We start from the raw sequence: 22,277 nt of genomic DNA on the forward strand, positions 1-22,277 counted from the left end.
CGTGGATCATATCGCAGACCCGTGAACGTCGGGTCTCGTCCGGATGACGATCTCGGCAACCGTCTCGCCGGACCGTCGTCCCCGGGCGGGCGAACTGGTTAGTGTCGGGCGTGTGACCACCTCACTTACCGGACGAGCAGCCTCCCCGGACGACAAGGACGAGGCCTTCTCGCTGTCCTACGACGGGTTCGACCCCGGTGAGGAGGGCCTGCGCGAGACCCTCACCTCGACCGGCAACGGGTACATGTCCACCCGCGGCGCCGCCGAATGGGAGGACAGCGACGGGGTCCACTACCCGGGCACCTACGTCCACGGCCTCTACAACCGCGCGACCACCATGCTCGGCGGCGTACCGGTTCACAACGAGGACCTGGTCAACCTGCCCAACTGGCTGCCGCTCAAGCTCCGCATCGGCGGGGCCGAGGTGCTGCGCCTGTCCGAGATCGAACTGCTCGACTACCACCACGAGCTCGACCTGCGGTCGGCGCTGCTCACCCGTCGGCTCCGATTCCGAGACAGGGAGGGGCGGGAGACCGAACTGGTGAGCCGACGGTTCGCGTCGATGGCGAGCATGCACCACGCCTACCTGGAGTGGACGATCACCCCGCTGAACTGGTCCGGCCGGGCGGAGATCGTGACCGCACTCGACGGGCGCGTCATCAACGACGGCGTACCCCGCTACCGGCAGCTCGAGAGCGATCACCTGCGTCCGGGGAGCACCGTCTTCCCGCAACCCGAGATGATGGCGCTCAAGGTGCGCACCCGGCAGTCCGAGGTGAACATCGGCGTCGCGGCGCGGACCCTCGTCTCGAGCGGCGGCCGCGAGCGCGACGTGGTCCGCCGCGACTTCCGGACATCGGACTACATCCAACAGACCCTCCACGTGGAGTTGGAGCGCGACGTCCCCACCACGATCGAGAAGTCGGTCGCCCTGTTCACCTCGCGAGACCCGGCCACGGGGGACACACTCCTGCGCGCGTCGCGGTCGGCGTCGCGCTCGCGCCCGTTCGGGGCGGCGTATGCGCACCACCGTGAGTCCTGGGAGCGGTTGTGGCAGGCGTGTGACCTGCGCGTGTTCGGCGACGACGACGCCCAGCACCTGCTGCGGGTCCACATCAGCCACATCCTGCAGACGTGCTCGCACAACACCTCCGACCTCGACGCGGGTGTGCCCGCGCGGGGGATCAACGGCGAGGCCTACCGCGGTCACGTGTTCTGGGACGAGCTGTTCGTCTTCCCGTTCCTGACCTTCCGGCTCCCGGCTGTGACCCGGAGTCTGCTCATGTACCGCTACCGGCGGCAGTCCGAGGCGCGGGTCGCCGCGGTGGCGGCGGGGTACGAGGGGTTCATGTTCCCGTGGCAGAGCGGATCACTCGGCACGGAGCAGACCCAGGAACTCCACCTCAACCCGATGTCGGGGCGGTGGGACATCGACCTGTCGCACAACCAGCGCCACGTCAGCGCCGCGATCTTCTACAACCTCTGGCAGTACGTCACCGTCACCGAGGACACGATGTTCCTCGAGTTCCGGGCCGCGGAGATGATGCTCGGCATCGCGCGGTTCTGGTCGTCCATCGCGCACTTCAACGCGGAACGCGGGCGGTACGAGATCCACGGCGTGATGGGCCCGGACGAATACCACGAGAAGTACCCGGGCGCGTCCGAGGGCGGGCTGCGCAACAACGCCTACACCAACGTCTTCGTGGCGTGGATCTGCGACATCGCCGCGCACCTGCTCGACCTGCTGCCGGCACCCCAGGCCGGCGCCGTCCGCGCCCGGCTCGAACTGCGCGACGAGGAGATCGTCCGGTGGAAGGACATGAGTCACAAGATGTTCGTCCCGTTCCACGACGGGATCATCAGTCAGTTCGAGGGCTACGAGGAGCTGGAGGAGCTGGACTGGGAGGGATACCGCGCCACGTACGGCAACATCCAGCGGCTCGACCGGATCCTCAAGGCCGAGGGTGACACCCCGGACCGGTACAAGCTGGCCAAGCAGGCCGACGCGGTGATGCTGTTCTTCCTGTTCAGCGACGACGAGCTGCGCCGGGTGTTCAAGCGACTCGGGTACGAGTTCCCCGACGACTCCGCGCAGCGCACGATCAACTACTACGACCGCCGCACCTCCCACGGGTCGACCCTGTCCTACGTCACCCACGCCGGCGTCCTCGCCCGCTTCGACCCGGACAGTTCCTGGGAGCGGTTCAAGGTCGCACTGGGCAGCGACGTGCACGACATCCAGGGCGGGACGACCCGCGAGGGCATCCACATGGGGGTCATGTCCGGCACCGTCGACCTGGTGCAGCGCTTCTACGCCGGGATGCGGGTCGAGAGCGGGATGCTGCAGTTCGACCCGAACCTGCCCGGCGGCATCGACGGGGTCTCGTTCCACATGACCTACCTGCGCTCGCCGCTGACCGTGACGGTGATGCGCGACGAGGTGGTGGTCCGCCACCGCGACGGGGTGATCGACGCGACCCCGGTGCGCGTGTGCGTGCGCGGGGAGCAGCGGTTGGTCGAGGTGGGCGGCGAGGAGAAGTTCAGCCTGGGGTGAGGCCGGTGCGGGCCCGACGGCGTGCAGCCCGCGCCCGGCGACGTTCCTCGCGGCGCTGCCGGTCGTGCACGACCTCGGCCTCGTGGTCGTAGGGGTTGCCGCGGAACCGGCGGAACGCGTACACGAGCAGGGCGAACCCGACGAGGCCGGAGAAGATGAGCGTGCCGCCGGTGCCCCAGCCGCCGATCAGCCACAGGTCGACCGGGAGCGGCCACCACGTCGGCACCGCCGAGCCGATGCCCCAGAAGATCCCGAGCCCCAGCAACCACGCCACGCCGAGCAGCGATCCCGCGATCTTGGGCCACGACTGGACCCCGCGGGAGGCGCCCTCCATCGCCACGCGCTTGATCGACAGGAGGCGCCTGTCGAACCACTCGTACTGACGCGAGAGCACGACGGTCCCGGCGAACAACATGAGGAGCCCGGGGCCCGGGAGGAACAGCGCGGCGATCCCCAGAACGATGAGCGTCCACCCGAGGGTCTCGAGCGCGAGGCGCCGCACCGCCACGTAGCCGAGTCGTTTCACCGGACCATGGTTACAGAGTTCGCGGCGTCGATGCAGGCGAACCCCCCGCGTCCCGCGCTGGGAGTGGGCGGGGAGCGGAGGGGTCAGGTGACACTGGTCCCCAGGAGCAGCCCGATTCCGTAGGTCACCACCATGGCCGCGACGCCCCCCACCACAAGTCGGCGCACCGCCGGGCGGGGATCCGCGCCCCCGAGCCGGGCCGAGATGAACCCGGCGAGGATCAGGCCCACCAACGTGAGGACGCCGATCACCGGCACCCGGAGCGTGGCCGGGGCGAAGATCGCCAGCAGGGGGATGACGGCCCCGAGCGCGAAGGAGATCGCCGAGGAGACGGCGGCACTGACGGGGTTGGTCAGCGCCTCGGCGTCGATACCGAGTTCGGCCTCGAGGTGGGCCGCCAGCGGATCGACCGCGTGGAGTTCCTCGGCCACCCGACGGGCGGTCTCCTCACTCAACCCCTTGGCGGTGTACAGGCCGACGAGCTCGTCGAGCTCCGCCTCGGGCGTCTCCTCGAGTTCTCGGGCCTCCTTGACGATGAGTGCCTTCTCGGTGTCGCGTTGGGTGCTCACGGAAACGTACTCGCCGATCGCCATGGAGCCTGCGCCGGCGACCAGGCTGGCCACGCCCGCGATGAGGATCGCGGGCCGATCGGTGGTGGCCGCTGCCACACCCAGGACGAGTCCCGCGGTCGACAGGAGTCCGTCATTCGCGCCGAGGACGGCGGCGCGGAGCCAGTTGAGCTTGTCGCCGATCTCCGGGCGATGGGGTTCCACTGCTCTGTGCGGAGTCGGGCCCGGGGCGTTCATGGTCCCACGGTAGAACTCTCCCGAGCCGGCGACAAGCGTCGGAAGCCTATCCTTACCTGCAATTTCTCCGCGTCTGGCGCGACCGCGGGGGCTTAGGCGGTGACCGCGGAGCGATACTCGTGGGCGGCCCGGGCACCGGCGTCGAGGTCGACCTCGGGCCAGCCGTCGGGGGCGTGGAGCACCGCCCCCAGATCGGCCGCGGTGAGACCGGACCCGACGGTGAGCAGCGCCTCGACGGCGTCGGGATCGGGTGGGTCGAGGAGGGTGTCGTCGGCCAGCTCGTCGACGATGTCCCGCAGGGCGGCGCGGGTCACGGGGAACAGTTCGGGGTCGAAGCCGTTGTCGGCGGGCTGGTCCAGCCGCCACCACCCGGACCCGTCCCAGCCGTACAGGAAGCCCAGGTGGGCGTCGTGGGCGCGGGCGTGCTCGACTCCTCGGCGCCACCACCCGGGAGCGTCCCCCACGAGGTCTGTACCGGCCTCCCCGGTGTTGCCGCTGCCCTCGGTGAGGGAGAACTCGTGGTGCCAACCGGCCAGGAGTGCGCGGCCCTCGCCCGGGCGCAGCAGCGCCATCCACATCCCGTCGGCGCCGGTCCAGTGCAGGGCGCCGGCGGCGGGCGGATGGGGGTCGAGACCCACCGCCGCGCGCACGGCGGCGTCCACGGCGAGGAGTGAGGCGATGTCGTCGGGCGTCGAGTCCAGGTCCACGGGCAGCACGGCCATGGGGACCACGCTAGACCCGATCGACGACGACGAGGCGACGATCGCGGTGAACGTCCGGCGACCCGCGGGTGACACAGGGGTGCGGGGACGGGCGCCGATCATGGACGATCCCGCTGCGGCGGGGTCGTGCCGCTCGTACGGTGAAGGCCATGCGCAGTGAGGCGACACACGATCAGGCGGGCCCCGGCCCGGCACGCGGTCACGCGGGCCCCGGCCCGACAGACGGTCACGCGGGCCCGGGCCCGACCACGCAGGCTGGGATCGGGCGGGACGGTCTCCCACCCGGCCCCCGGCTCCCGCGGATCCTGCAGGCGGTGCTCGCCCTGTCCGCGCCCGCCGTCGTCTTCCCGGCGGCGGCCCGGCGCTACGGGGTGCCGTTCACGCTCGATCTCATGCCTGCCGGGCGCAAGGTCGTCGCGGTGTCCGAGCCCGCGCAGATCAAGGACGTGTTCGCCGGCTCGCCGTCGGTCTTCCACGCCGGCAAGGGCAACGACCTGCTCCGTCCTCTCCTCGGCGAGCACTCCCTCCTCCTCCAGGACGGCGACGAGCACGCGCGCGCCCGGCGGTTGCTCGCGCCGGCGTTCGGGCGGCGCGAGATCGACGGCTACCGCACCCTCGTCGAGGAGGTCACCCGCGAACAGTTGGACCACTGGCCGCGGTCGGGTCGCGTCCGCGCCCACGTGCTGCTCAACCAGCTCACCCTCGAGGTGATCCTGCGGGTGGTGTTCGGGGTGACCGACTCGGCGCGCCTGGACCGCATGCGGCCGATCGTCGCCCGGGCGGTCGATGCCGGCCCGGTGGTGATGATCGGCCTGGGGATCCCGGCGCTGCGCAGGTTCCGGCCGTGGAGCCGGGAGGTGCGGGACCTGGAGACCATCCACGAGTTCCTCGGGGAGGAGATCGCCGCGGCCCGCCTCGACCCGGCGCTGTCCGAGCGGCGGGACCTCCTGGCGTTGCTGGTCCGCGCCTCGGCGGCCGACGCGCAGGGGCTGTCCGACCAGGAGCTGCGCGACCAGCTCATGACCCTCGTGGCGGCCGGGCACGAGACCACGGCCACCGCGATGGCGTGGTCGATGCTGGAACTGGCCCGCCACCCGCACATCCAGGACCGGTGCGTCGCCGAGATCGCCGAGCGCGGGTCGGAGTTCCTCGACGCCGTGCTCAAGGAGGTCCTGCGGCTCCATCCGGTGGTGCCGATGGTGATGCGGGAGCTGCAAGAACCCGCCACCGTCGGCGGGCGCACCTACCCGCGCGGGGTGACCCTCTCGCCGTCGATCGTCCTGGCCCACCGCGCCGCCGCCACCTATCCGGGGCCCGGTGACTTCGACCCGGCGCGGTTCCTGGGCGAGGTGCCCACGCCCACCGAGTGGCTGCCCTTCGGCGGCGGCGCGCGACGCTGCATCGGAGCGTCGTTCGCCATGATGGAGGGCCAGGTCATCCTGCGGCAGGTGCTGGAGCGCTACCGGCTGGAGCCGGTGGGCAGCGGTCGTGAGTGGCCGAGGTCCCGCAACGTCACCCTGTACCCGTGGCGCCGTGCCCGGGTGGACCTGCGGCCGCGCTGAGCCGGGGGCCGTCCCGGGCGTGTGACGGGTGGTGATCAGGTGGTTAACGGGACTCAGATGTGCTTTTCGGTGGAGATTTTCCTACCGTGGAGGGTGTGAACGCTTCTCCGTCTCCCTCGCCGCAGTCCGAAGCGCCGCGCGCCTCGGTCGCCAGTATGTACACGTGGATCTCCGAGACCGGGAGACTGATCGAGCAGGTCCGCGTCGTTCCCAAGGGCGATTCCGCGCGCGCCCGCGGCCGGATCGTCTCCGCCTCGCACCCGGAACAGCCCGCCTTCACGGCCGAGTACGAGGCGGTCATCGGCTCGGACGCGACCCTGCGCCGGGTGTGGCTGACCCTCACCACCGAGGAGTTCGAGCGCAGCATCGACCTGGTCTGCGACGACGAGGGCGCCTGGCTGCTCGAGGACACCTCCGGAACGCGTTCGCGCGTGGGTGGCGACGGCGTGGTGGACGTGGACGTCACCTACAGCGTGTTCTTCGCCAGCGTCATGATCCGGCGTCTGGGCCTGCACGCGCAGCCGGACTCGGCCGACGTGCGGGTGCTCTCGGTGGACTCCATGACGCTCGAGGTCACCGAGGACTCCGTCACGCTTTCCAGCGATGACGAGCAGGTCCACGGCATCACCGCCACTGCGTCGACCAGCGCAACGGTCGACTCCGACGGCATGATCGTCGACGTCCCCGGGCTCAGTCGACGGGCCTGAGCGGTCTCTCCGGCCTGGACGGCCTGGACGGCCTCTCCGGCCTGAGCGGCCTCAGCCCGCGGGCGTGACCTCCCGACCCGCGGCGCCCGCCTCCCGGAGCACCTCGAGCCACCCTGCCTCACCCGGCCTGACCTCCACGGGCCGTGACTCCCGGCCGGCGCGGTCGGTCTGCGCGTCCTCGTAGGCGCGCCGTGCACGGTTCCCGTCGTCGACGAGCGGTCCCAGCGTTCCCCGCTCGGCCAGCGACGCGCGCGCCGCCCCGAGGTCGACGAGGCACTCGTCCAGCACCTCCACCAGTGCGTCCCGGTTGGGTTCGCAGATCGCCCGCACCAGGTCGGGCGCGGTCCCGGCGACGCGGGTGCCGTCACGGAACGACCCCGCCGCGAGGGCGAGCGCGAGGTCTCCACCGCGGCTGCCGGCCAGCGCCAACGCCTCCGCCAGGACGTGCCCCAGGTGCGAGATCCGGGCGACCGCCCCGTCGTGGTCGGCGGAGGTCGCCGAGGTCACCCGCGCGCCGCAGTCGAGGGCGAGTCGCGCCACCCGGCCCCAGGTGTCGGGGTCGGCGTCGTCGTCGGCCGCGACGAGCCACGTGGCACCGCGGAAGAGGTCGGGGTCGGTGGCGTCCCAGCCGGAGTGCGCGGTTCCGGCCATGGGGTGCCCGCCGACGAACCGCCCGTCCAGTCCGCGGCGTCGCACCGCGTCCAGGACGGGTCCCTTGACGCTGATCACGTCGGTGAGGGCGACCGTGGGGGCGTGCTCGGCCACCGCGCCCAGGACCGCGTCCAGGGCGGGGAGCGGGACGCCGACGACGACGAGGGCATCCGTCTCCGCGGCCCGGCGGAGTGTGGTGGGCAGATCCGTGGTGACGTCGAAACCGGCGGCGGTGGCGGACCCGGCGCCTGCGGCGGAGCGGTTCCATCCGAAGGTGCGGTCCGGGCCGAGGGCCCGCATGAGTGAACCGCCGATCAGACCGACCCCGAGTACGCACACGTCCGCCGTCACCGTCACCTGACAAGGTTCTCACAGCAGACTACGGTTGAGCCCATGCCCAGCAGCTCCGACCGACTCGCCCGCGACTCCGACGACGACACCGTCACCGGCATCGCACTCGGGGTGGTCCAGGACGGCGGATCCTGGCAGGTCACCCGACTGGACGACGCCGCCCTCACCAGCCTCGACGACGCGGCCCGGCAGGTCCGGTCGCTACGAGCGGAGGGGCCGTCGTTCGGGATGATCGACGTGGACCACGAGTTCTTCGTCATCCTGCGCCCGGGCCCGTCGGGGATGCGGCTCATGGTCTCGGACGCCACCGCGTCGCTGGACTACGACCTCGCGGCGGACGTGCTGGACGAGCTCAACGTGGACGTGCCCGACATGACCGACGAGGAGCTCGAGGAGACCGATCCGTGGGGCGAGGGCGACATGGCGATCCTCGAGGACATGGGCCTGCCCGCCGGGGTGCTGGAGATCATCGTCTCCGAGACCGACCTCTACGCCGATGAGCAGCTGCAGTCGGTGGCCGAGCGGATGGGCTTCGGCGAGGAGTTCGAGCAGCACCAGCCCGACTCGTGAGGTCGCCGAGTGCGTGAGCTCGTCGTGGTGGTGACGCCGCCGTGCCCGTGAGTTCGTCCGGGCCGGTGGATCCCGCGCACCGGGGAGTCGCACGTGCGGCCGACGAGGAGCTGGTCCGGCGCGCGCTCGACGTCGCCGCCGCCACCCCTGACGCGGACGTCCCCGTCGGCGCCATCGTCCTGGGGCCGGACGGTCGGGAGCTGTCCGCCGCCACCAATCGCCGGGAAACGGACGGCGATCCGTTCGCCCACGCCGAGATCCTCGCCCTGCGCGAGGCCGCAGGGGTGCTGGGCGACGGGTGGCGTCTCGAGGACTGCACCCTCGTGGTCACCCTGGAGCCCTGCACGATGTGCGCGGGCGCGGCGGTCGCGGCGAGGGTCGGACGGATCGTCTTCGGCGCCTGGGAGCCGCGTACCGGGGCGTGCGGGTCGTTGTGGGACGTGGTCCGCGACCGGCGCCTGGTCCACCGTCCAGAGGTGCGGGGCGGGGTGCTCGAGGACGAGTGCGCCGCGATCCTCGAGGGGTTCTTCCGCGCCCGGCGGTGACCGCGGGGGCGTTCCGCCGCGATGCGGGGCCTCCGCGGTGACCCGATCGTGACCCGCGCGCGGTGGAGGCCCTGTCCGCGTCTCCGTACGGTGGAGGTCAGGAGGCGCCGGGTCCCGGTGCCGCGATCGAGAGGAGCACCACATGGGAGTGGGAGACAAGTTCTCGAACAAGGCCGAGGAGCTGGGTGGCCGCGCCAAGGAGTCGGCCGGAGCCGCCACGGGTGACCGTGATCTGCAGGCCGAAGGCCAGGCGGACCAGGGTTCGGCCAACGTCAAGCAGGGCGCAGAGAAGCTCAAGGACAAGGCCAACGAGGCCGCGAGCAAGCTCACCGGCAACAACTGACCCGGACAGGCGGATTCCCGCCGCTGGCCTGGCGATTTTCGTCTGGGGCCACTGGTGAAGTAGCCTGATCGGCGGTGGCGTGTCCGAGCGGCCGAAGGTGCAGCACTCGAAATGCTGTGTTGGGTAACCCCCAACCGTGGGTTCAAATCCCACCGCCACCGCCACGGGGAGAGCCCCGGATCTCGAGAGAGGTCCGGGGCTCTCGCCCTTTCGTCACAGGCGGGCAGTCCCCGCCCCCTCCGGCCCTTGCCGCCCCTTGCCGCAGCCGCGCGACTGAGAGTCATCCGTGTGCGATATATACCGTCCGGATGATTCCGGAGCGCGCGGATGCGCGGACGGGACCGCCGGTCAGGAACGGTCGGCGAAGTCCGCGACGAAGTTCGGGAGCGTGACGACCGCGTTCAGCGTCGCCAGCGCGGACTCGATCACCGCGTCCTGCGGCAGCCCCGACTCCTCGCCGAGCAGGGCCAACTCCTCGACGCCGGCCAGCCATGCCCGCGTCAGCACGAGCGCCAGCGGACCCGGTTCGGCCATCCCGAGGCTGTCGAGGATCCGCAGGCTGATCGTGCGGTGCATGCCGTCCACGACCTTCTCCAACACCGGATCCACCGCCCTGCCGGAGCGCAGGACCGCCACGTAGTTGTCCCGCCGCCGCTGGATGTAGCGCACCAGCGCCGTGATGATCGCGCGAGTACTGTCCGCGGCGTGCGCCCCCTCCGGGATCTCGGTCAGGGACAGCACGTGGTCGGCAGCCGCCCGCACGACCGCCGTGAGGTAGTCCAGCTTGGTGGGGAAGTAATGGAACAGCAGGCTGCGGGACACCCCGGCCCGCTCGGCCACGTCATCCAATGACAGAGCATGGAAAGGCACGGTCTCCAGCAAACGGATCCCCAACACGATCAGCTGCGAACGGCGCTCGTGTTTGGAGAGCCTCCGGCCACCTGATGTGGTCATCGCCCCACCTCGTCGTCGTCATCCCGCTCGTCGTTCACTCAGCTGCGCTCGTCGCGCCCCCGACGCCGACGATCACGCCCCCCGTGCCGACGTACCCCTCCATCTTAGGGTCACGTCCGCAATCCGCGACCGCCATGCCACGATGGACCGATGCCGGACAACAGCTCGCCCACGCTCCGCCCCACCACCTTCGACGTGGGCGAGCGGATGGTCCTCGACGGAACCGCCGGTGGACGGACGGGTGTCATCCACACCCCGCACGGTGACATCGCCACGCCCGCGTTCATCCCGGTGGGGACCAAGGCCACCGTCAAGACGCTCACGCCCGAGCAGGTCCGCTCGACCGGTGCCCAGGCGGTGCTGGCCAACGCGTACCACCTGTACCTGCAACCCGGCCACGAGATCGTCGACGCCGCTGGCGGACTGGGCGAGTTCATGCGCTGGCCCGGACCGACCTACACCGACTCGGGCGGCTTCCAGGTGATGAGCCTGGGCGTGGGGTTCAAGAAGGTCATCGAGATGTCGGCGAGCGCCACGCCCGACGACTCGGCCACCAACAAGGGGCAGGGCCGGCTGGCCAAGGTCGATGAGGACGGCGTCACCTTCACCTCGCACCTCGACGGCTCGCGACACCGCTTCTCGCCCGAGGTGTCGATGCGGATCCAGCACTCGCTGGGCGCCGACATCCTGTTCGCCTTCGATGAGCTCACCACGCTGATGAACACGCGGACGTACCAGGAGCGTTCGGTGGAGCGGACCCGTCGCTGGGCGCTGCGCTGCCTCGACGAGCACGAGCGGCTGTCGACCGAGCGCACCCACCGGCCGGGACAGTCACTGTGGGGCGTGGTGCAGGGCGCGCAGTTCGAGGACCTGCGGCGGCAGGCCGTGCGCGGGCTCGTGGAGATGAGCGAGCGAGCCGAGGCCGAGGGGCGCCGGGGGTTCGGCGGCTACGGCATCGGCGGTGCGCTGGAGAAGGAGAACCTCGGCACGATCGTGGGTTGGTGCACCGAGGAACTGCCCGAGGACCGGCCCCGCCACCTCCTGGGGATCAGCGAGCCCGACGACATCTTCACCGCCGTGGAGAACGGCGCCGACACCTTCGACTGCGTCGCGCCGACCCGACTCGCCCGCCACGGCGGCATCTACACCCTCGACGGGCGGGTCAACATCACCCGCGCCCAGTTCCGCCACGACCACACCCCGCTCGACCCCGAGGGCCCGTCCGAGGTGTCGCGCGAGTACAGCCGCGCCTACCTGCACCACCTGTTCAAGGCCAAGGAGTTCCTCGGCTCCACGCTGCTCACGCTGCACAACCTCGCCTTTGTGGTGCGGCTGGTCGACGAGGTGCGCGCGGCGATGGCGGCCGGGCCCGACGAGTACGTGGCCTACAAGGAGCAGTTCCTGGGGCGGTACTACTCGGGGCGGTGACGGAACGCCGAGCCGCTCCGGATGACAAGCTGAGCGCATGGCACACGACCGCAGGCTGACGTCCGAGGAGAACCTGGCACGTCGAACGGCCTACGGGCTCCACCCGGATTCCAAGACCGGGGCGCTGGCGCCGGTCAGCGAGGCGGCGATGGAGGCAGCGTTCAATCTCCTGGACAAGGCGTTGGCCAGAATGGTCGACGGGGCAGAAGAGGTGGCCGGAAAGCTGATCTCTCGCGCGGCCGCTCTACCGTTCGACGAGCACCTCGGCCTCTGGCCGGGGCCCTACACGGCCGACCAGATGCTGTTCGACTTCCTCTGTTCTGTCGCCGAAGACGCCTCCCTTGACCAGCAAGACCCGGACGACCACGACTACGTCGAGGGGCTCTACGACGACATCGTCCGCGTCGTCCCGCAGCTCGACGACAGGGAGGGCTCGGTCCTGCGGGACATCGTCGAGACGATCGTGTCCGATTCGAAGATTCTCGGGGTCAGCCGCGCGGAGTCGGAGGCCCTGGCGGCAGCGGTCAGGGGTCTTCCCGACCCCGAGCCGGCGGAACGCGCGCTCAAGCTCGGCCGTGATGCGGATCTCGCCCAGCGGGAGGATCTCACCCGGCTGGTTCTCGGCGTGTTGCTCACGGTGATCAAGACCATGAATGAAGCCGACGGATTCCCGGGCGCATCGTTGTAGGGACCCGGGCCGCGGCGGGACGAAGAACCGGGGCTCGTCACTCGAAGTAGATCGAATGGTGCAGCGAGCAACCCGGATTGAACGGTGAGGCGCACGACGGGCAGGCGTCGGCGTCGAGGTAGCTGCTGATCGAGAGCGTCGAACGGCAGGCCCCGCACAGAATGGCGTGCTCGTCGAACCGGTCCGTCGGCCACGCCGAGATCGGGTGATCGACAGTCTCGGCGTGGCAGCGGAAGCAGGGATAGAACTCGCCGCAGCAGTGGAATCGGATCGCGACGATGTCGAGCGGGCCGCGGTAGTGGATGCACCTGGTCTGGTCGTCGACCGTCGCCCCGAGCACCGTCACCGCGGCGGGTCGGGCGGCGTCGCGCCCGTCGTCTGCGTCCCGGTCAGCGGAGGTCATACCGCCGAGTGTGACAGGGCGGAACCCGACAGTGCAGCCTGATAGCTGGGCTCACGCTTCTTGATCCATGCGATCACCACGTAGGTCACCGGCAGCAGGACCGCCTCGACGAGGGTCTTCCAGACGAAGCCGATGACGACGTAGTTCCAGTAGTCGCCCGAGCCGAGCACCATGCCCAGCGCCGGAGCCGCGATCGTGCAGAACACCAGCGTGTCGGCGAGCTGGCCCACCACCGTCGACCCCAGGAGCCGCGCCCACAGGCTCCGCTCACCAGTGCGGCGCTTCATCCACACCAGGACGTAGGAGTTGAGCAGCTCACCGACGACGTACCCGGCCAGGCCGGCGAGGAAGAACTGCGGGATGACCCCCGCGACGGCCTCGAACGCGTCCTGGTTCTCGTAGAAGTCGGCCGGCGGCAGCTGCACGGTCAGGCTGAAGCTCAACGCTGCCAGGGCCAGCACGGCGAAACCGGAGAGCACGACGCGGCGCATCGCCTTGAAGCCGTACACCTCACTGATCACGTCGCCGAGCACGTAGGCCAGCGGGAAGAGCAGGAAGGCGCCGTCGGTGACGAGCCCGTCCATCGAGAGGAACCCGAGTTCGAAGCTCAGGTCGGGGAAGAGGAGGACGCCCTTGGTTCCGGTGACGTTGCTGATGAGCATCACGCCGACGAACAGGGCGATGAGATAGCCGTAGTACGGGCTGGCGACGGTGGCGAACACGGCGCGGCCGGGGAGACCGGCGGAGGCGGTGGAGGAGGTTCTGGGCGCCGGCTCGGGAGTGTTCCCGTCCGGCCGCCCAGTCCCCAGCTGGTCGGAATTCTGCGAGGAAGTGGTCACGAACGACGATTATCCGCGCCGCCCACCGCGATGCCGAATCCCTGCCTGCCGAATAGGCCGCGTCGCGCCGCGTCACCGTTGATCGACAAGTCGCTTCCGCACGCGTTGTGCGAGTGGGTCTGCGCGGAACGCTCTTTTCGATGAGGCGGTCGGGCCCGGCTGGGCGCGCGTCGGCCGATCAGGCCACCACCCAGGGGCCGGACCGCAGGGACTCGGTGGTGACCACCCCATGCAGCGCCTCGATCGAGTCCGCGCCCTCCGGCCCACCGAGTGAGGCCACGATCCGGGCGACCGCGGCCCTCGTCGTCGTCCCCTCCTGCGCCAGATCGGCCAGGGTCACCGCGCCGTCCCGCTTGGCCAGGCGCTCTCCGGCGGCGTTGACCGCGAGCGGCACGTGCACGTACTCCGGATGCGGCAGGCCCAGCAGCTCAGCGAGGTGAGCCTGGCGGGGAGTGGAGGAGAGCAGGTCCTCGCCGCGCACGACCTGGTCGACGCCCTGCTCGGCATCGTCGACGACGACGGCGAGGTTGTACGCCCACACGCCGTCGCCGCGGCGCAGCACCACGTCGTCGACGACCCCCGTGTACGGCCCGTGGACCAGGTCGGTGATCGTCAACTCCGCGACCGTCGCGCGCAGCCGCAGCGCCGGCACCCGCCCCGGACCGAGCGCCGCACGACGACGCGCGCGCTCCGCCTCGGACAGGTCACGGCAGGTGCCCGGGTACGACCCGGGCGGGGAGTGCGGCGCGCGCGGGGCCTCCGCGATCTCTCGGCGCGAGCAGTAGCACTCGTAGACCAGACTCTGATCGGCGAGCCGGTCGGCCGCCGCGGCATAGGCGTGCGCGCGAGCCGACTCCCGCATGATCTCGCCGTCCCAGTCGATACCGATCGCCGCCAGGTCCGAGAGCTGACGCTCGGCCACACCGGGGCGGGCGCGGGCGGTGTCGAGGTCGTCCACGCGCATCCGGAACGCACGACCCGAATCGCGGGCCAGGACCCACGCCGCCACCGCGGTGCGCAGATTGCCCAGGTGCAGGTCACCCGACGGGCTGGGCGCGTACCGGCCGGCGCCGGGGGGGAGGGAACTGGCGGGGGTGTCCACCACACCAGGGTAGGACGCTGGCGGGAGGACTCGTCGGCCGCGCGTGTAGCGCGCGGCGTGTGCCGGCCGCGGTGGGAGGTGCCAGACTGGACGGCATGAGCGCAGATGCCGACAACGCACGCCCCGACGCCGACGACACCACCCGCCTGACCGAGGAGCAGATCGCCGAAGGTCTGGCCGACCTGCCCGGCTGGGCCCTGTCGGAGGGGTCGCTGACCTACACCGCCGTGTGCGAGACGCCGCAGGCCGCCATCGACCTGGTCGCCGCGATCGGGCAGGCCGCCAACTCGCAGAATCATCATCCCGACCTGCTGTGGAGCTACGACGAGGTCACCCTCGACCTGCGCAGCCACGACGTCGACGGAGTCACCCGGCGCGACCTCCGACTGGCACGGTCGGTCTCGGCACTGTCCGGCGAGTTCGACGCCACCCCGCTGGGGCTGGGGGAGTAGACGGCCCACGCCGGTCGGTTCGGCTCGGCTGGCCGGCTGGCCGGGTAGGCGGGCAGGCGGGCGGGCAGCGGGCGGCAGTCGTCGAGAAGACACTTCCGCACGCGCGCTCTCGCTCGATATGTGCGGAACGCTCTTTTCGATGGGGTGGCTGGCGGCCGGCTGGCGGCCGATTGGCTGCTACCCCACGAACTCGACGCCCACGAACTCGACGCCCGCGAACGCGGCCGCCGCGGCGGCGAGGTCCAGCAGTGGCTGCGGCATGATCCCCAGCAGGACGGTCACGACGGCTGCCACCGCCACCACGCCGTAGGTGACGGGCCGGTGGGCGAAGGCCACCCCGCCCGAGCTCGCGGCCCCCGAGGCGTCGACGGGGTCGGCGTCGCGGAAGAACATCACCACGATCACGCGGACGTAGAACGAGGCCGCGATCGCACTCGTGAGCACGCCGATCACCACCAGGGTCACCGCGCCGCCGGCCACCGCCGCGGAGAACACCGCGAATTTGGCGATGAACCCGCTGGTCAGCGGGATACCTGCCAGTGCGAGCAGCAGGAGCGCGAACGCGCCCGCCACGAGCGGCTGGCGACGACCGAGCCCGGTCCAGGCCTGCAGGTCGGTCACCTCGGCACCGTCCGGGGCACGGACCAGCCCCGCCACGGCGAAGACGCCGACGGTGCTCACGGCATACGCCGCGAGGTAGAACAGCACCGCGGTGGATCCTGCGCCCGGCGGGCCGAGCACCCCGGTGAGCAGGAATCCGGCGTGTGCGACGGAGGAGTAGGCCAGCAGGCGCTTGACGTCGTTCTGGGTGACCCCGACGACCGTGCCGACGATCATCGTCAGCGCCGCGACCACCCAGAGGACGGGCGACCAGTCCGCTTCGAGGCGGGGTACGGCGGTGTAGAAGAAGCGCAGGATCGCACCGAACGCGGCGAGCTTGGTCCCGGCGGCCATGAACGCGGTGATCGAGGTGGGCGCGCCCTGGTAGACGTCCGGGGTCCAGGTGTGGAACGGCACCGCCCCGATCTTGAACAGCAGGCCCACCGACATCATCGCCACGCCGATCATCGCGAGCGAGCTGCCGCCCTCGGCAGCGACGACCGCCGCGATGCCGCGGAACTCCACGGTCCCGGCGTAGCCGTAGATCAGCGCCGCCCCGTAGGCGAAGAACGCGGAGGAGAACGACCCGAGCAGGAAGTACTTCACCGCGGCCTCCTGCGAGAGGAGCCGCCGACGGCGCGCCATGCCGCACAACACGTAGAGCGGCAGGGACAGCACCTCGAGCGCGATGAACAGGGTGATGAGGTCGTTCGCCGCCGGGAACAGCATGAGCCCGCCGGTGGCGAACAGGGCCAGCGGGAACACCTCGGTCTGGGAGACCCCGGCGCGCTCGGCCTCGCGTTCGGCGTCGCCGCCCGGGGCCAGCGCGGCCTGCGGGGCGAAGCCCGCGAGGACGGGGCGACGGGCAGCGGGCGCCGCGCCCGATTCGGTCGACGCAGTCGATGCCCCGGACGCACCCGCGCGCGCACCGGCCGAGCCGGCGCCGCCCGCGCCCGCCCCGCCAGCACCCGCCCCGACCGACCCTGCCACCGTGTCCGCTCGCGAGCGCTCACTGATGAGCAGTCCGGCCCCGATCGCCACGAGGACAGTCGCCCCCTGCAGGAACAGCGTGGGACCGTCCACGGCCACGGCGCCGCCGGCGGTGATGATCCGCGTCCCGGCGAGCAGGACCACCGTCACCAGCGCCGCGACGAGCCCGCCGAGGTACAGCACCATCTGCACGACGTAGCGGTGCCGGGCGGGGGCGAATGCCTCGACCAGGACGGAGACGATCGCCGTGCCGAGCACGAGGAGCAGCGGCAGGAGCGAGGAGTAGGCGATGTCCGGGCTCATCGGGTGGCACCTTCCACGTGGGCGACGGTCGCGGCGACCGCCGGGTCGATCACGTCGAGCGCCGGCTGCGGGTAGAAGCCCAGCACGATCAGCGCCAGGATCAGAGGGGCCAGCACCACGCGTTCGCGCGTCGACAGGTCGGGCGTGGACCGCAGGCCCGGCGGGACGGGCCCGCCCATGACGCGCTGGTAGGTCCACAGGATGTAGACGGCGGCCAGGACGAACGTCGCCGTGGAGAGCACGGCCGCGACCGGGTACACCGCGAAGGTGCCGACGAACACCAGGAATTCGCTGATGAACGGCGCCAGACCGGGAAGCGAGAGCGTCGCGAGCCCGGCGATGAGGAACACCCCGGCGAGCACGGGCGCCACCTGTTGCACGCCGCCGTAGTAGCCGATCTCCCGGATCCGGTGTCGTCGGACGAGGAAACCGGCCACGAGGAACAGCGCGGCTGTGGCGATGCCGTGGTTGACCATGTACAGCGTGGATCCCGCCGCGGACTGCTCGGTCGCCGCGAAGACGCCCAGCACGATGAACCCGAAGTGGGAGATGGACGCGTACGCGATGAGCCGCAGCAGGTCGGTCTGCGCGATCGCCATGATGCCGCCGTAGACGATGCTGATCACCGCCAGCGTCATCATCACGGGTGTCGCGGTGGCCGCGGCCTCGGGGAACAGCGGCAGGCTGTAGCGCAGCATCGCGAAGGTGCCGACCTTGTCGACCACGGCCATCATGAGCACGGCGGAGGCGGGGGTCGCGGTGACGGCGGCGCCGGGCAGCCACGTGTGGAACGGCCACAGGGGGGCCTTGATCGCGAACGCGAGTGTGAACCCGGCGAACAGCAGCAGCATGGCGCCGGGCGGGATCTGCAGTCGCCCGTCGGCGACGGCGTCGGTGATGAGGCGGTAGTCGAACGTGCCGCGGCCGTCGGGCCCGAGTCCGGCCCGGTCGGTGTACATGTAGAGCCCGAGCACCGCGGCGAGCATGACCAGCCCGCCGAGCAGGTTGTAGAGGAGGAACCGGACGGCCGACCGCGCCCGGTCCGCGCCGCTGTCCCCGAACGCGCCGATGAGGAAGTACAGCGGGATGAGCATCGCCTCGAACGCGACGTAGAACAGCAGCACGTCGAGGCTGGTGAACGCCACCAGCGCCAGGCCCTGCGTCGCGAGCATGAGCGCGGGGTACGCCTGTGCGCGCCGGCCGTCCGAGGTGGCGCCGCTGGAGTCGTCGGCGTCGCGCCATCCGGCGAGCAGCAGCAGCGGCATGAGTGCGGCGGTGAGCAGCATCAGCACGAGAGCCACGCCGTCGATCCCGAGCGTGTACGTCGCGCCGAACGCGGGGATCCACTGCCGCGACTCGACGAACTGGTGGGTGTCGCCGCCCGGGTCGAACCCGACTGCCAGTGCGACCGCCACCCCCAGGACGATCAGCGAGGTGCCCAGTGCGAGGGGTCTCGCCGCGCGGCGCGCGCTGGTTGGGAGGACGACGACGAGAAGGGCCCCGACCAGGGGCACGAGCCACAGCGCGGTGAGCAGTCCGGGGCCGGTCACAGCGCGCCACCACCCAACATCGCGGCCAGCACCAGAACGGCGCCGATCAGCATGTAGAGCGCGTAGGAGCGGGTGAGTCCGGACTGCAGGAGTCTCGTCCGGGCGGACAGTTCCCCGAGGGCGGAGCCGACGCCCGTCGCCGCCCCGGCGACGACCCGTCTGTCGAGCACCTCGGTGCCTGCCACCATCGCCTGGCCGGGTCGCATGAACACCCTCTCGTTGAGGTCGTCGGCGTAGAGGTCGCGCCGGGCGGCCCTGGTGAGTGCGGAGCCGGCGGGGGCGGTGGTCGGGATCTCGCTACGGGCGTAGCGGTGCACGGCGAGGGCGATGCCGGCGGCCACCACGACGAGTGAGGCGGCGGTGACCAGCCACACCGGCAGGACGTGGTCCGGGTGGTGGTCGCCGACGACCGGGGCGAGCCAGTCCTGAAGGCGCCCGCCGAGGGCGAGCAGCAGGCCCGAGAACACCGATCCCACGGCGATCGCGATCATCGGCGCCGTCATGATCGCCGGCGACTCGTGGGGGTGGGCGTCGTCGGCCCAGCGCCCGGGCCCGAAGAAGGTCAGGATCATCACGCGGGACATGTAGAAGGCGGTCAGGCCCGCGCCGAGCAGGGCCACCGCCCCCAGGAGGTAGCCGACCGGCGACCCCGAGACCGAACCCGCACCCGCGGTGCTCCCCACGTCGAAGGCGGCGGAGATGATGCCCTCCTTGGAGTAGAAACCCGCGAAGGGCGGGACGCCGATGATGGCCAGATAGCCGAGGCCGAAGGTGGCAAAAGTGATCGGCATGACCGCGCGTAGGGCGCCGTAGCGTCGCATGTCGACCTCGCCGTTCATCCCGTGCATCACCGAGCCCGCGCCGAGGAACAGCCCGGCCTTGAAGAAGCCGTGGGTGAGCAGGTGCATGATCGCCAGCGCGTATCCGGCGGGACCGAACCCGGCGGCCATGACCATGTAGCCGACCTGACTCATGGTGGAGGCGGCGAGCACCTTCTTGATGTCGTCCTTGGCGCAGCCGATCACCGCGCCGAACAGCAGCGTCACCGCGCCGACCGCGATCACCGCCGCCCGCGCCACCGGGGCGGCGTCGAAGACGGGGTTGGAACGGGTGATGAGGTACACGCCCGCGGTGACCATGGTGGCCGCGTGGATGAGGGCCGACACCGGGGTGGGGCCCTCCATCGCGTCACCGAGCCAGGACTGCAGCGGCACCTGGGCGGACTTGGCGCACGCGCCCAGCAGCAACAGCAGGCCGAGCGCGGTGACGAGCCCGGGGCTCACGGCCGCGCCGTCGGCCCCGGCCCCCGCCGCCCCGCCTCCGATCGCGGAGAACACACCCTCGTAGGACAGTGTGCCCAGCTGGGTGACCATGACCATGAGCGCCACGCCCAGCCCGATGTCGCCGACGCGGTTGACGAGGAACGCCTTCTTGGCGGCGGTGGCGGCGGACGGTTTGTGCTGCCAGAACCCGATGAGCAGGTACGAGACCAGGCCCACGCCCTCCCAGCCCAGGTAGAGGCCCAGGAAGTTGTCCGCCAGCACCAGCACCAGCATCGCCGCGAGGAACAGATTGAGGTACGCGAAGAACTTCCGCCGTGCCGGGTCGGCCGCCATGTAGCCGATCGAGTACACGTGGATGAGCAGGCCGACGCCCGTGACGAGCAGGACGAACACCAGGGACAGCTCGTCCAGACGCAGACCGAAGTCCACGGTGAGATCGCCGACCGAGACCCACGTGAACAGGGTCTGGGCGGCGGCGCGGTCCCCGGCCTCGCGGCCGGTCATGGCGACGAATTGCCATGCCGCCACGGCGAACGAGCCCAGCGCGGTCGCGCAGCCGAGCAGGTGGCCCCACCCGTCCGCGCGGCGGCCGAGCAGCAGCAGGACCGCCGCGCCGAACAGCGGCAGAGCGGGGATGAGCCAGAGCGCGGACCCGGCGACGGCGGGGGCGAGGGCGGCCGCGGTCGTTGTCGTCGTCGTCATCACGGTCGTCGTCCCCCTAATACCTGAGCAGGCTGGCGTCGTCCACGGACGCCGATCGGCGGGAGCGGTAGATGGCCATGATGATCGCGAGACCGATCACGACCTCGGCGGCGGCCACCACCATGATGAAGAAGGCGAAGAGCTGGCCGGTGACGTCGCCGTGCATCCTCGCGAACGCCACCAGCGCGAGGTTGGTCGCGTTGAGCATGAGTTCGATGCACATGAACACGACGATCGCGTTGCGCCGCAGCAGGAACCCGGCCGCACCGATGGTGAACAGCACGGCCGAGAGGTACAGGTAGTACTCCGGGTTCATGACCGCCTCCCGTCCGCGCCGCGCCCCTCGCCGGCCTCTAGCTCGTCCCTGGCTGCGGCGTCGCGGGCTGCGGTGTCGCGGGCGTGGCGACGCAGCACCTCGCTCACGGAGTCGGGGGCGTCGGTGCCGTCGGGGAGTCGGGCGGGCATGTCGGCGGAGTTGCGGCGCGCGTACACGCCGGAGCTGGGCAGCGGGGTCACGCGGGCGGTGTCGTCGGCCTGCCAGTCGAGGAAGCGCTGTTGCGACATCTGCCGCTGGGTGAGGCGTCCGGTGAACCGCTCGCGGTGCGCCAGGACCATCGCGCCGAGGGTGGCGATGATGAGCAGCACCCCGGTGAGCTCGAACGCCCACACGTGCCGGGAGAACAGCAGCTCGGCCAGCGCCGGCACGTCGGAGTAGCCCGGCGCGAACCCGGCGAACGGCGGCAGCTGCGCCCGGGCCAGCCCGGTGGCCAGCAGGATGCCGAACCCCAGACCCGCGACGATCGCCGCCACCCGGTGCCCGCGGATGCGCTCGACCAGCGAGTCCGAGGACTCGACGCCGATGAGCATCACCACGAACAGGAACAGCATCATCACGGCGCCGGTGTAGACGACGATCTGGCCCACGCCCAGGAACACGGCGCCCTGCGCGATGTACAGCACGGCGAGCGAGACCATGGTCGCGGCCAGGCACAGCGCCGAGTAGACGGCCTTGGTCGCCGAGACCACGCCGAGAGCACCCGCCACGGCGATGATGGCCAGCACCCAGAACAGAACGGATTCCCCGGTGCTCACGAGGCCCCCGCCCCGGGCTCGTACGGCCGACCCTGCTCGGGCGCGGATCCGGTGATCTCGCCGCGGTAGTAGTCGGCGTGGTCGGCGCCCGGGTACATGTCGTGCGGGGCGGGCACCATCCCGGCGAGCATCGGACCCAGCAGATCGTGCTTCTCGTAGATGAAGTCGGCGCGGTTGTCGTCGGCCATCTCGTAGTCGTTCGTCATGGTGAGCGCGCGGGTCGGGCAGGCCTCCACGCACAGGCCGCAGCCGATGCAGCGCAGGTAGTTGATCTGGTAGATACGCCCGTAGCGTTCGCCGGGGGAGAAGCGCTCCTCGGCGGTGTTGTCGGCGCCCTCGACGTAGATCGCGTCCGCCGGGCACGCCCATGCGCACAGCTCGCAGCCGATGCACTTCTCCAGCCCGTCGGCGTAGCGGTTGAGTTGGTGTCGCCCGTGGTAGCGGGGCGCGGTGGGGACCTTCTCCTCCGGATACTGCTCGGTGTGGGCCTTGCGGAACATGGTTCCGAACGTCACGCCGAACCCGGCGAGAGGCTCGAGGAACCCGGGCACCCG

The 22,277-nt window shown here is 71.0% G+C and carries 23 protein-coding genes and 1 tRNA gene; 10 read left to right on the forward strand and 14 right to left on the reverse strand.

The annotated features are described in order from the left end of the window. The first annotated feature begins 112 nt into the window (after nucleotides 1–112). Complete coding sequence (locus L8M95_RS12440; protein WP_260486445.1) at nucleotides 113–2,554, forward strand: glycoside hydrolase family 65 protein; 2,442 nt, start codon at nucleotides 113–115, stop codon at nucleotides 2,552–2,554. Here the strand turns inward: L8M95_RS12440 and L8M95_RS12445 are convergent. The 3 genes from L8M95_RS12445 to L8M95_RS12455 form a co-directional block, all read right to left on the reverse strand. After that, nucleotides 2,541–3,080 carry a PGPGW domain-containing protein gene (locus L8M95_RS12445; RefSeq protein WP_260486446.1) on the reverse strand — a complete coding sequence of 180 codons (540 nt, stop codon included), beginning with the start codon at nucleotides 3,078–3,080 and terminating at the stop codon, nucleotides 2,541–2,543. The genes L8M95_RS12440 and L8M95_RS12445 overlap by 14 nt on opposite strands. Nucleotides 3,081–3,163: 83 nt before the next feature. Next, entirely contained in the window at nucleotides 3,164–3,886 is a 723-nt protein-coding gene (locus L8M95_RS12450) for a VIT family protein (RefSeq protein WP_260486447.1), read from the reverse strand. 92 nt (nucleotides 3,887–3,978) lie between these two features. Next, entirely contained in the window at nucleotides 3,979–4,608 is a 630-nt protein-coding gene (locus L8M95_RS12455; RefSeq protein WP_260486448.1) for a hypothetical protein, read from the reverse strand. A gap of 149 nt (nucleotides 4,609–4,757) precedes the next feature. Between L8M95_RS12455 and L8M95_RS12460 the strand changes: the two genes are divergently transcribed. Then, complete coding sequence (locus L8M95_RS12460; RefSeq protein WP_260486449.1) at nucleotides 4,758–6,170, forward strand: cytochrome P450; 1,413 nt, start codon at nucleotides 4,758–4,760, stop codon at nucleotides 6,168–6,170. Between the two features lie 95 nt (nucleotides 6,171–6,265). Further along, on the forward strand, nucleotides 6,266–6,877 hold the full coding sequence (locus L8M95_RS12465; protein ID WP_260486450.1) for a putative glycolipid-binding domain-containing protein: 612 nt from the start codon (nucleotides 6,266–6,268) through the stop codon (nucleotides 6,875–6,877). 51 nt (nucleotides 6,878–6,928) lie between these two features. Here the strand turns inward: L8M95_RS12465 and L8M95_RS12470 are convergent, their stop codons facing one another. Next, nucleotides 6,929–7,885, reverse strand: a complete 957-nt coding sequence (locus L8M95_RS12470; protein ID WP_260486451.1) for a prephenate dehydrogenase — start codon at nucleotides 7,883–7,885, stop codon at nucleotides 6,929–6,931. Between the two features lie 36 nt (nucleotides 7,886–7,921). Between L8M95_RS12470 and L8M95_RS12475 the strand changes: the two genes are divergently transcribed. From L8M95_RS12475 to L8M95_RS12490, 4 genes are all read left to right on the forward strand, one after another. Then, entirely contained in the window at nucleotides 7,922–8,449 is a 528-nt protein-coding gene (locus tag L8M95_RS12475) for a tRNA adenosine deaminase-associated protein (protein ID WP_260486452.1), read from the forward strand. Nucleotides 8,450–8,514: 65 nt separating this feature from the next. Next, nucleotides 8,515–8,994, forward strand: a complete 480-nt coding sequence (locus L8M95_RS12480) for a nucleoside deaminase (RefSeq protein ID WP_312027458.1) — start codon at nucleotides 8,515–8,517, stop codon at nucleotides 8,992–8,994. A gap of 142 nt (nucleotides 8,995–9,136) precedes the next feature. Further along, nucleotides 9,137–9,337 (forward strand): CsbD family protein, encoded by a 201-nt coding sequence (locus tag L8M95_RS12485; protein ID WP_260486453.1) that lies wholly within the window; start codon nucleotides 9,137–9,139, stop codon nucleotides 9,335–9,337. Between the two features lie 73 nt (nucleotides 9,338–9,410). Next, nucleotides 9,411–9,501 (forward strand) — tRNA-Ser (locus L8M95_RS12490). A 184-nt stretch (nucleotides 9,502–9,685) separates the two neighbouring features. On the opposite strand, the gene L8M95_RS12495 is transcribed toward L8M95_RS12490, so the two are convergent. Beyond that, nucleotides 9,686–10,291, reverse strand: coding sequence for a TetR/AcrR family transcriptional regulator (locus tag L8M95_RS12495; protein ID WP_260486454.1), 606 nt, complete (start codon nucleotides 10,289–10,291; stop codon nucleotides 9,686–9,688). Nucleotides 10,292–10,441: 150 nt separating this feature from the next. Between L8M95_RS12495 and tgt the strand changes: the two genes are divergently transcribed. Together tgt and L8M95_RS12505 are read left to right on the forward strand one after the other, a co-directional pair. Further along, complete coding sequence (gene tgt / locus L8M95_RS12500) at nucleotides 10,442–11,719, forward strand: tRNA guanosine(34) transglycosylase Tgt (protein ID WP_260486455.1); 1,278 nt, start codon at nucleotides 10,442–10,444, stop codon at nucleotides 11,717–11,719. 37 nt (nucleotides 11,720–11,756) lie between these two features. Continuing rightward, the gene (locus L8M95_RS12505) at nucleotides 11,757–12,407 is read left to right on the forward strand and encodes a hypothetical protein (protein ID WP_260486456.1); all 651 of its coding nucleotides are present in this window, start codon (nucleotides 11,757–11,759) and stop codon (nucleotides 12,405–12,407) included. Between the two features lie 37 nt (nucleotides 12,408–12,444). On the opposite strand, the gene L8M95_RS12510 is transcribed toward L8M95_RS12505, so the two are convergent. The 3 genes from L8M95_RS12510 to gluQRS all read right to left on the reverse strand — a co-directional run bounded on the left by L8M95_RS12510 (nucleotide 12,445) and on the right by gluQRS (nucleotide 14,751). Further along, complete coding sequence (locus tag L8M95_RS12510; protein WP_260486457.1) at nucleotides 12,445–12,810, reverse strand: CHY zinc finger protein; 366 nt, start codon at nucleotides 12,808–12,810, stop codon at nucleotides 12,445–12,447. Next, the gene (locus tag L8M95_RS12515; protein ID WP_396118819.1) at nucleotides 12,807–13,649 is read right to left on the reverse strand and encodes a queuosine precursor transporter; all 843 of its coding nucleotides are present in this window, start codon (nucleotides 13,647–13,649) and stop codon (nucleotides 12,807–12,809) included. Before L8M95_RS12515 ends, L8M95_RS12510 begins: the two co-directional genes overlap by 4 nt. A 178-nt stretch (nucleotides 13,650–13,827) precedes the next feature. Continuing rightward, on the reverse strand, nucleotides 13,828–14,751 hold the full coding sequence (gene gluQRS, locus L8M95_RS12520) for a tRNA glutamyl-Q(34) synthetase GluQRS (RefSeq protein WP_260486458.1): 924 nt from the start codon (nucleotides 14,749–14,751) through the stop codon (nucleotides 13,828–13,830). A 95-nt stretch (nucleotides 14,752–14,846) separates the two neighbouring features. On the opposite strand from gluQRS, the gene L8M95_RS12525 reads away from it, so the two are divergent. After that, nucleotides 14,847–15,203: a 4a-hydroxytetrahydrobiopterin dehydratase gene (locus tag L8M95_RS12525; protein ID WP_260486459.1), complete on the forward strand. Its 357-nt coding sequence runs from the start codon at nucleotides 14,847–14,849 to the stop codon at nucleotides 15,201–15,203. 177 nt (nucleotides 15,204–15,380) lie between these two features. On the opposite strand, the gene nuoN is transcribed toward L8M95_RS12525, so the two are convergent. The 6 genes from nuoN to nuoI are packed head-to-tail and all read right to left on the reverse strand — an operon-like array spanning nucleotide 15,381 to nucleotide 22,274. Beyond that, nucleotides 15,381–17,096: an NADH-quinone oxidoreductase subunit NuoN gene (nuoN, locus tag L8M95_RS12530; RefSeq protein ID WP_260486460.1), complete on the reverse strand. Its 1,716-nt coding sequence runs from the start codon at nucleotides 17,094–17,096 to the stop codon at nucleotides 15,381–15,383. Beyond that, nucleotides 17,093–18,646 carry an NADH-quinone oxidoreductase subunit M gene (locus tag L8M95_RS12535; protein WP_260486461.1) on the reverse strand — a complete coding sequence of 518 codons (1,554 nt, stop codon included), beginning with the start codon at nucleotides 18,644–18,646 and terminating at the stop codon, nucleotides 17,093–17,095. The genes nuoN and L8M95_RS12535 overlap by 4 nt, the downstream gene beginning before the upstream one ends. Next, nucleotides 18,643–20,631 carry an NADH-quinone oxidoreductase subunit L gene (nuoL, locus tag L8M95_RS12540; protein WP_260486462.1) on the reverse strand — a complete coding sequence of 663 codons (1,989 nt, stop codon included), beginning with the start codon at nucleotides 20,629–20,631 and terminating at the stop codon, nucleotides 18,643–18,645. The genes L8M95_RS12535 and nuoL overlap by 4 nt, the downstream gene beginning before the upstream one ends. 16 nt (nucleotides 20,632–20,647) lie before the next feature. Next, nucleotides 20,648–20,947 carry an NADH-quinone oxidoreductase subunit NuoK gene (nuoK, locus tag L8M95_RS12545; protein WP_260486464.1) on the reverse strand — a complete coding sequence of 100 codons (300 nt, stop codon included), beginning with the start codon at nucleotides 20,945–20,947 and terminating at the stop codon, nucleotides 20,648–20,650. Continuing rightward, nucleotides 20,944–21,723: an NADH-quinone oxidoreductase subunit J gene (locus L8M95_RS12550; protein WP_260486465.1), complete on the reverse strand. Its 780-nt coding sequence runs from the start codon at nucleotides 21,721–21,723 to the stop codon at nucleotides 20,944–20,946. The genes nuoK and L8M95_RS12550 overlap by 4 nt, the downstream gene beginning before the upstream one ends. Next, nucleotides 21,720–22,274 (reverse strand): NADH-quinone oxidoreductase subunit NuoI, encoded by a 555-nt coding sequence (gene nuoI, locus L8M95_RS12555; protein ID WP_260489251.1) that lies wholly within the window; start codon nucleotides 22,272–22,274, stop codon nucleotides 21,720–21,722. The genes L8M95_RS12550 and nuoI overlap by 4 nt, the downstream gene beginning before the upstream one ends. Nucleotides 22,275–22,277 lie beyond the last annotated feature (3 nt).

This window comes from Dietzia sp. B32, from assembly GCF_024732245.1.
Taxonomy (GTDB): domain Bacteria; phylum Actinomycetota; class Actinomycetes; order Mycobacteriales; family Mycobacteriaceae; genus Dietzia.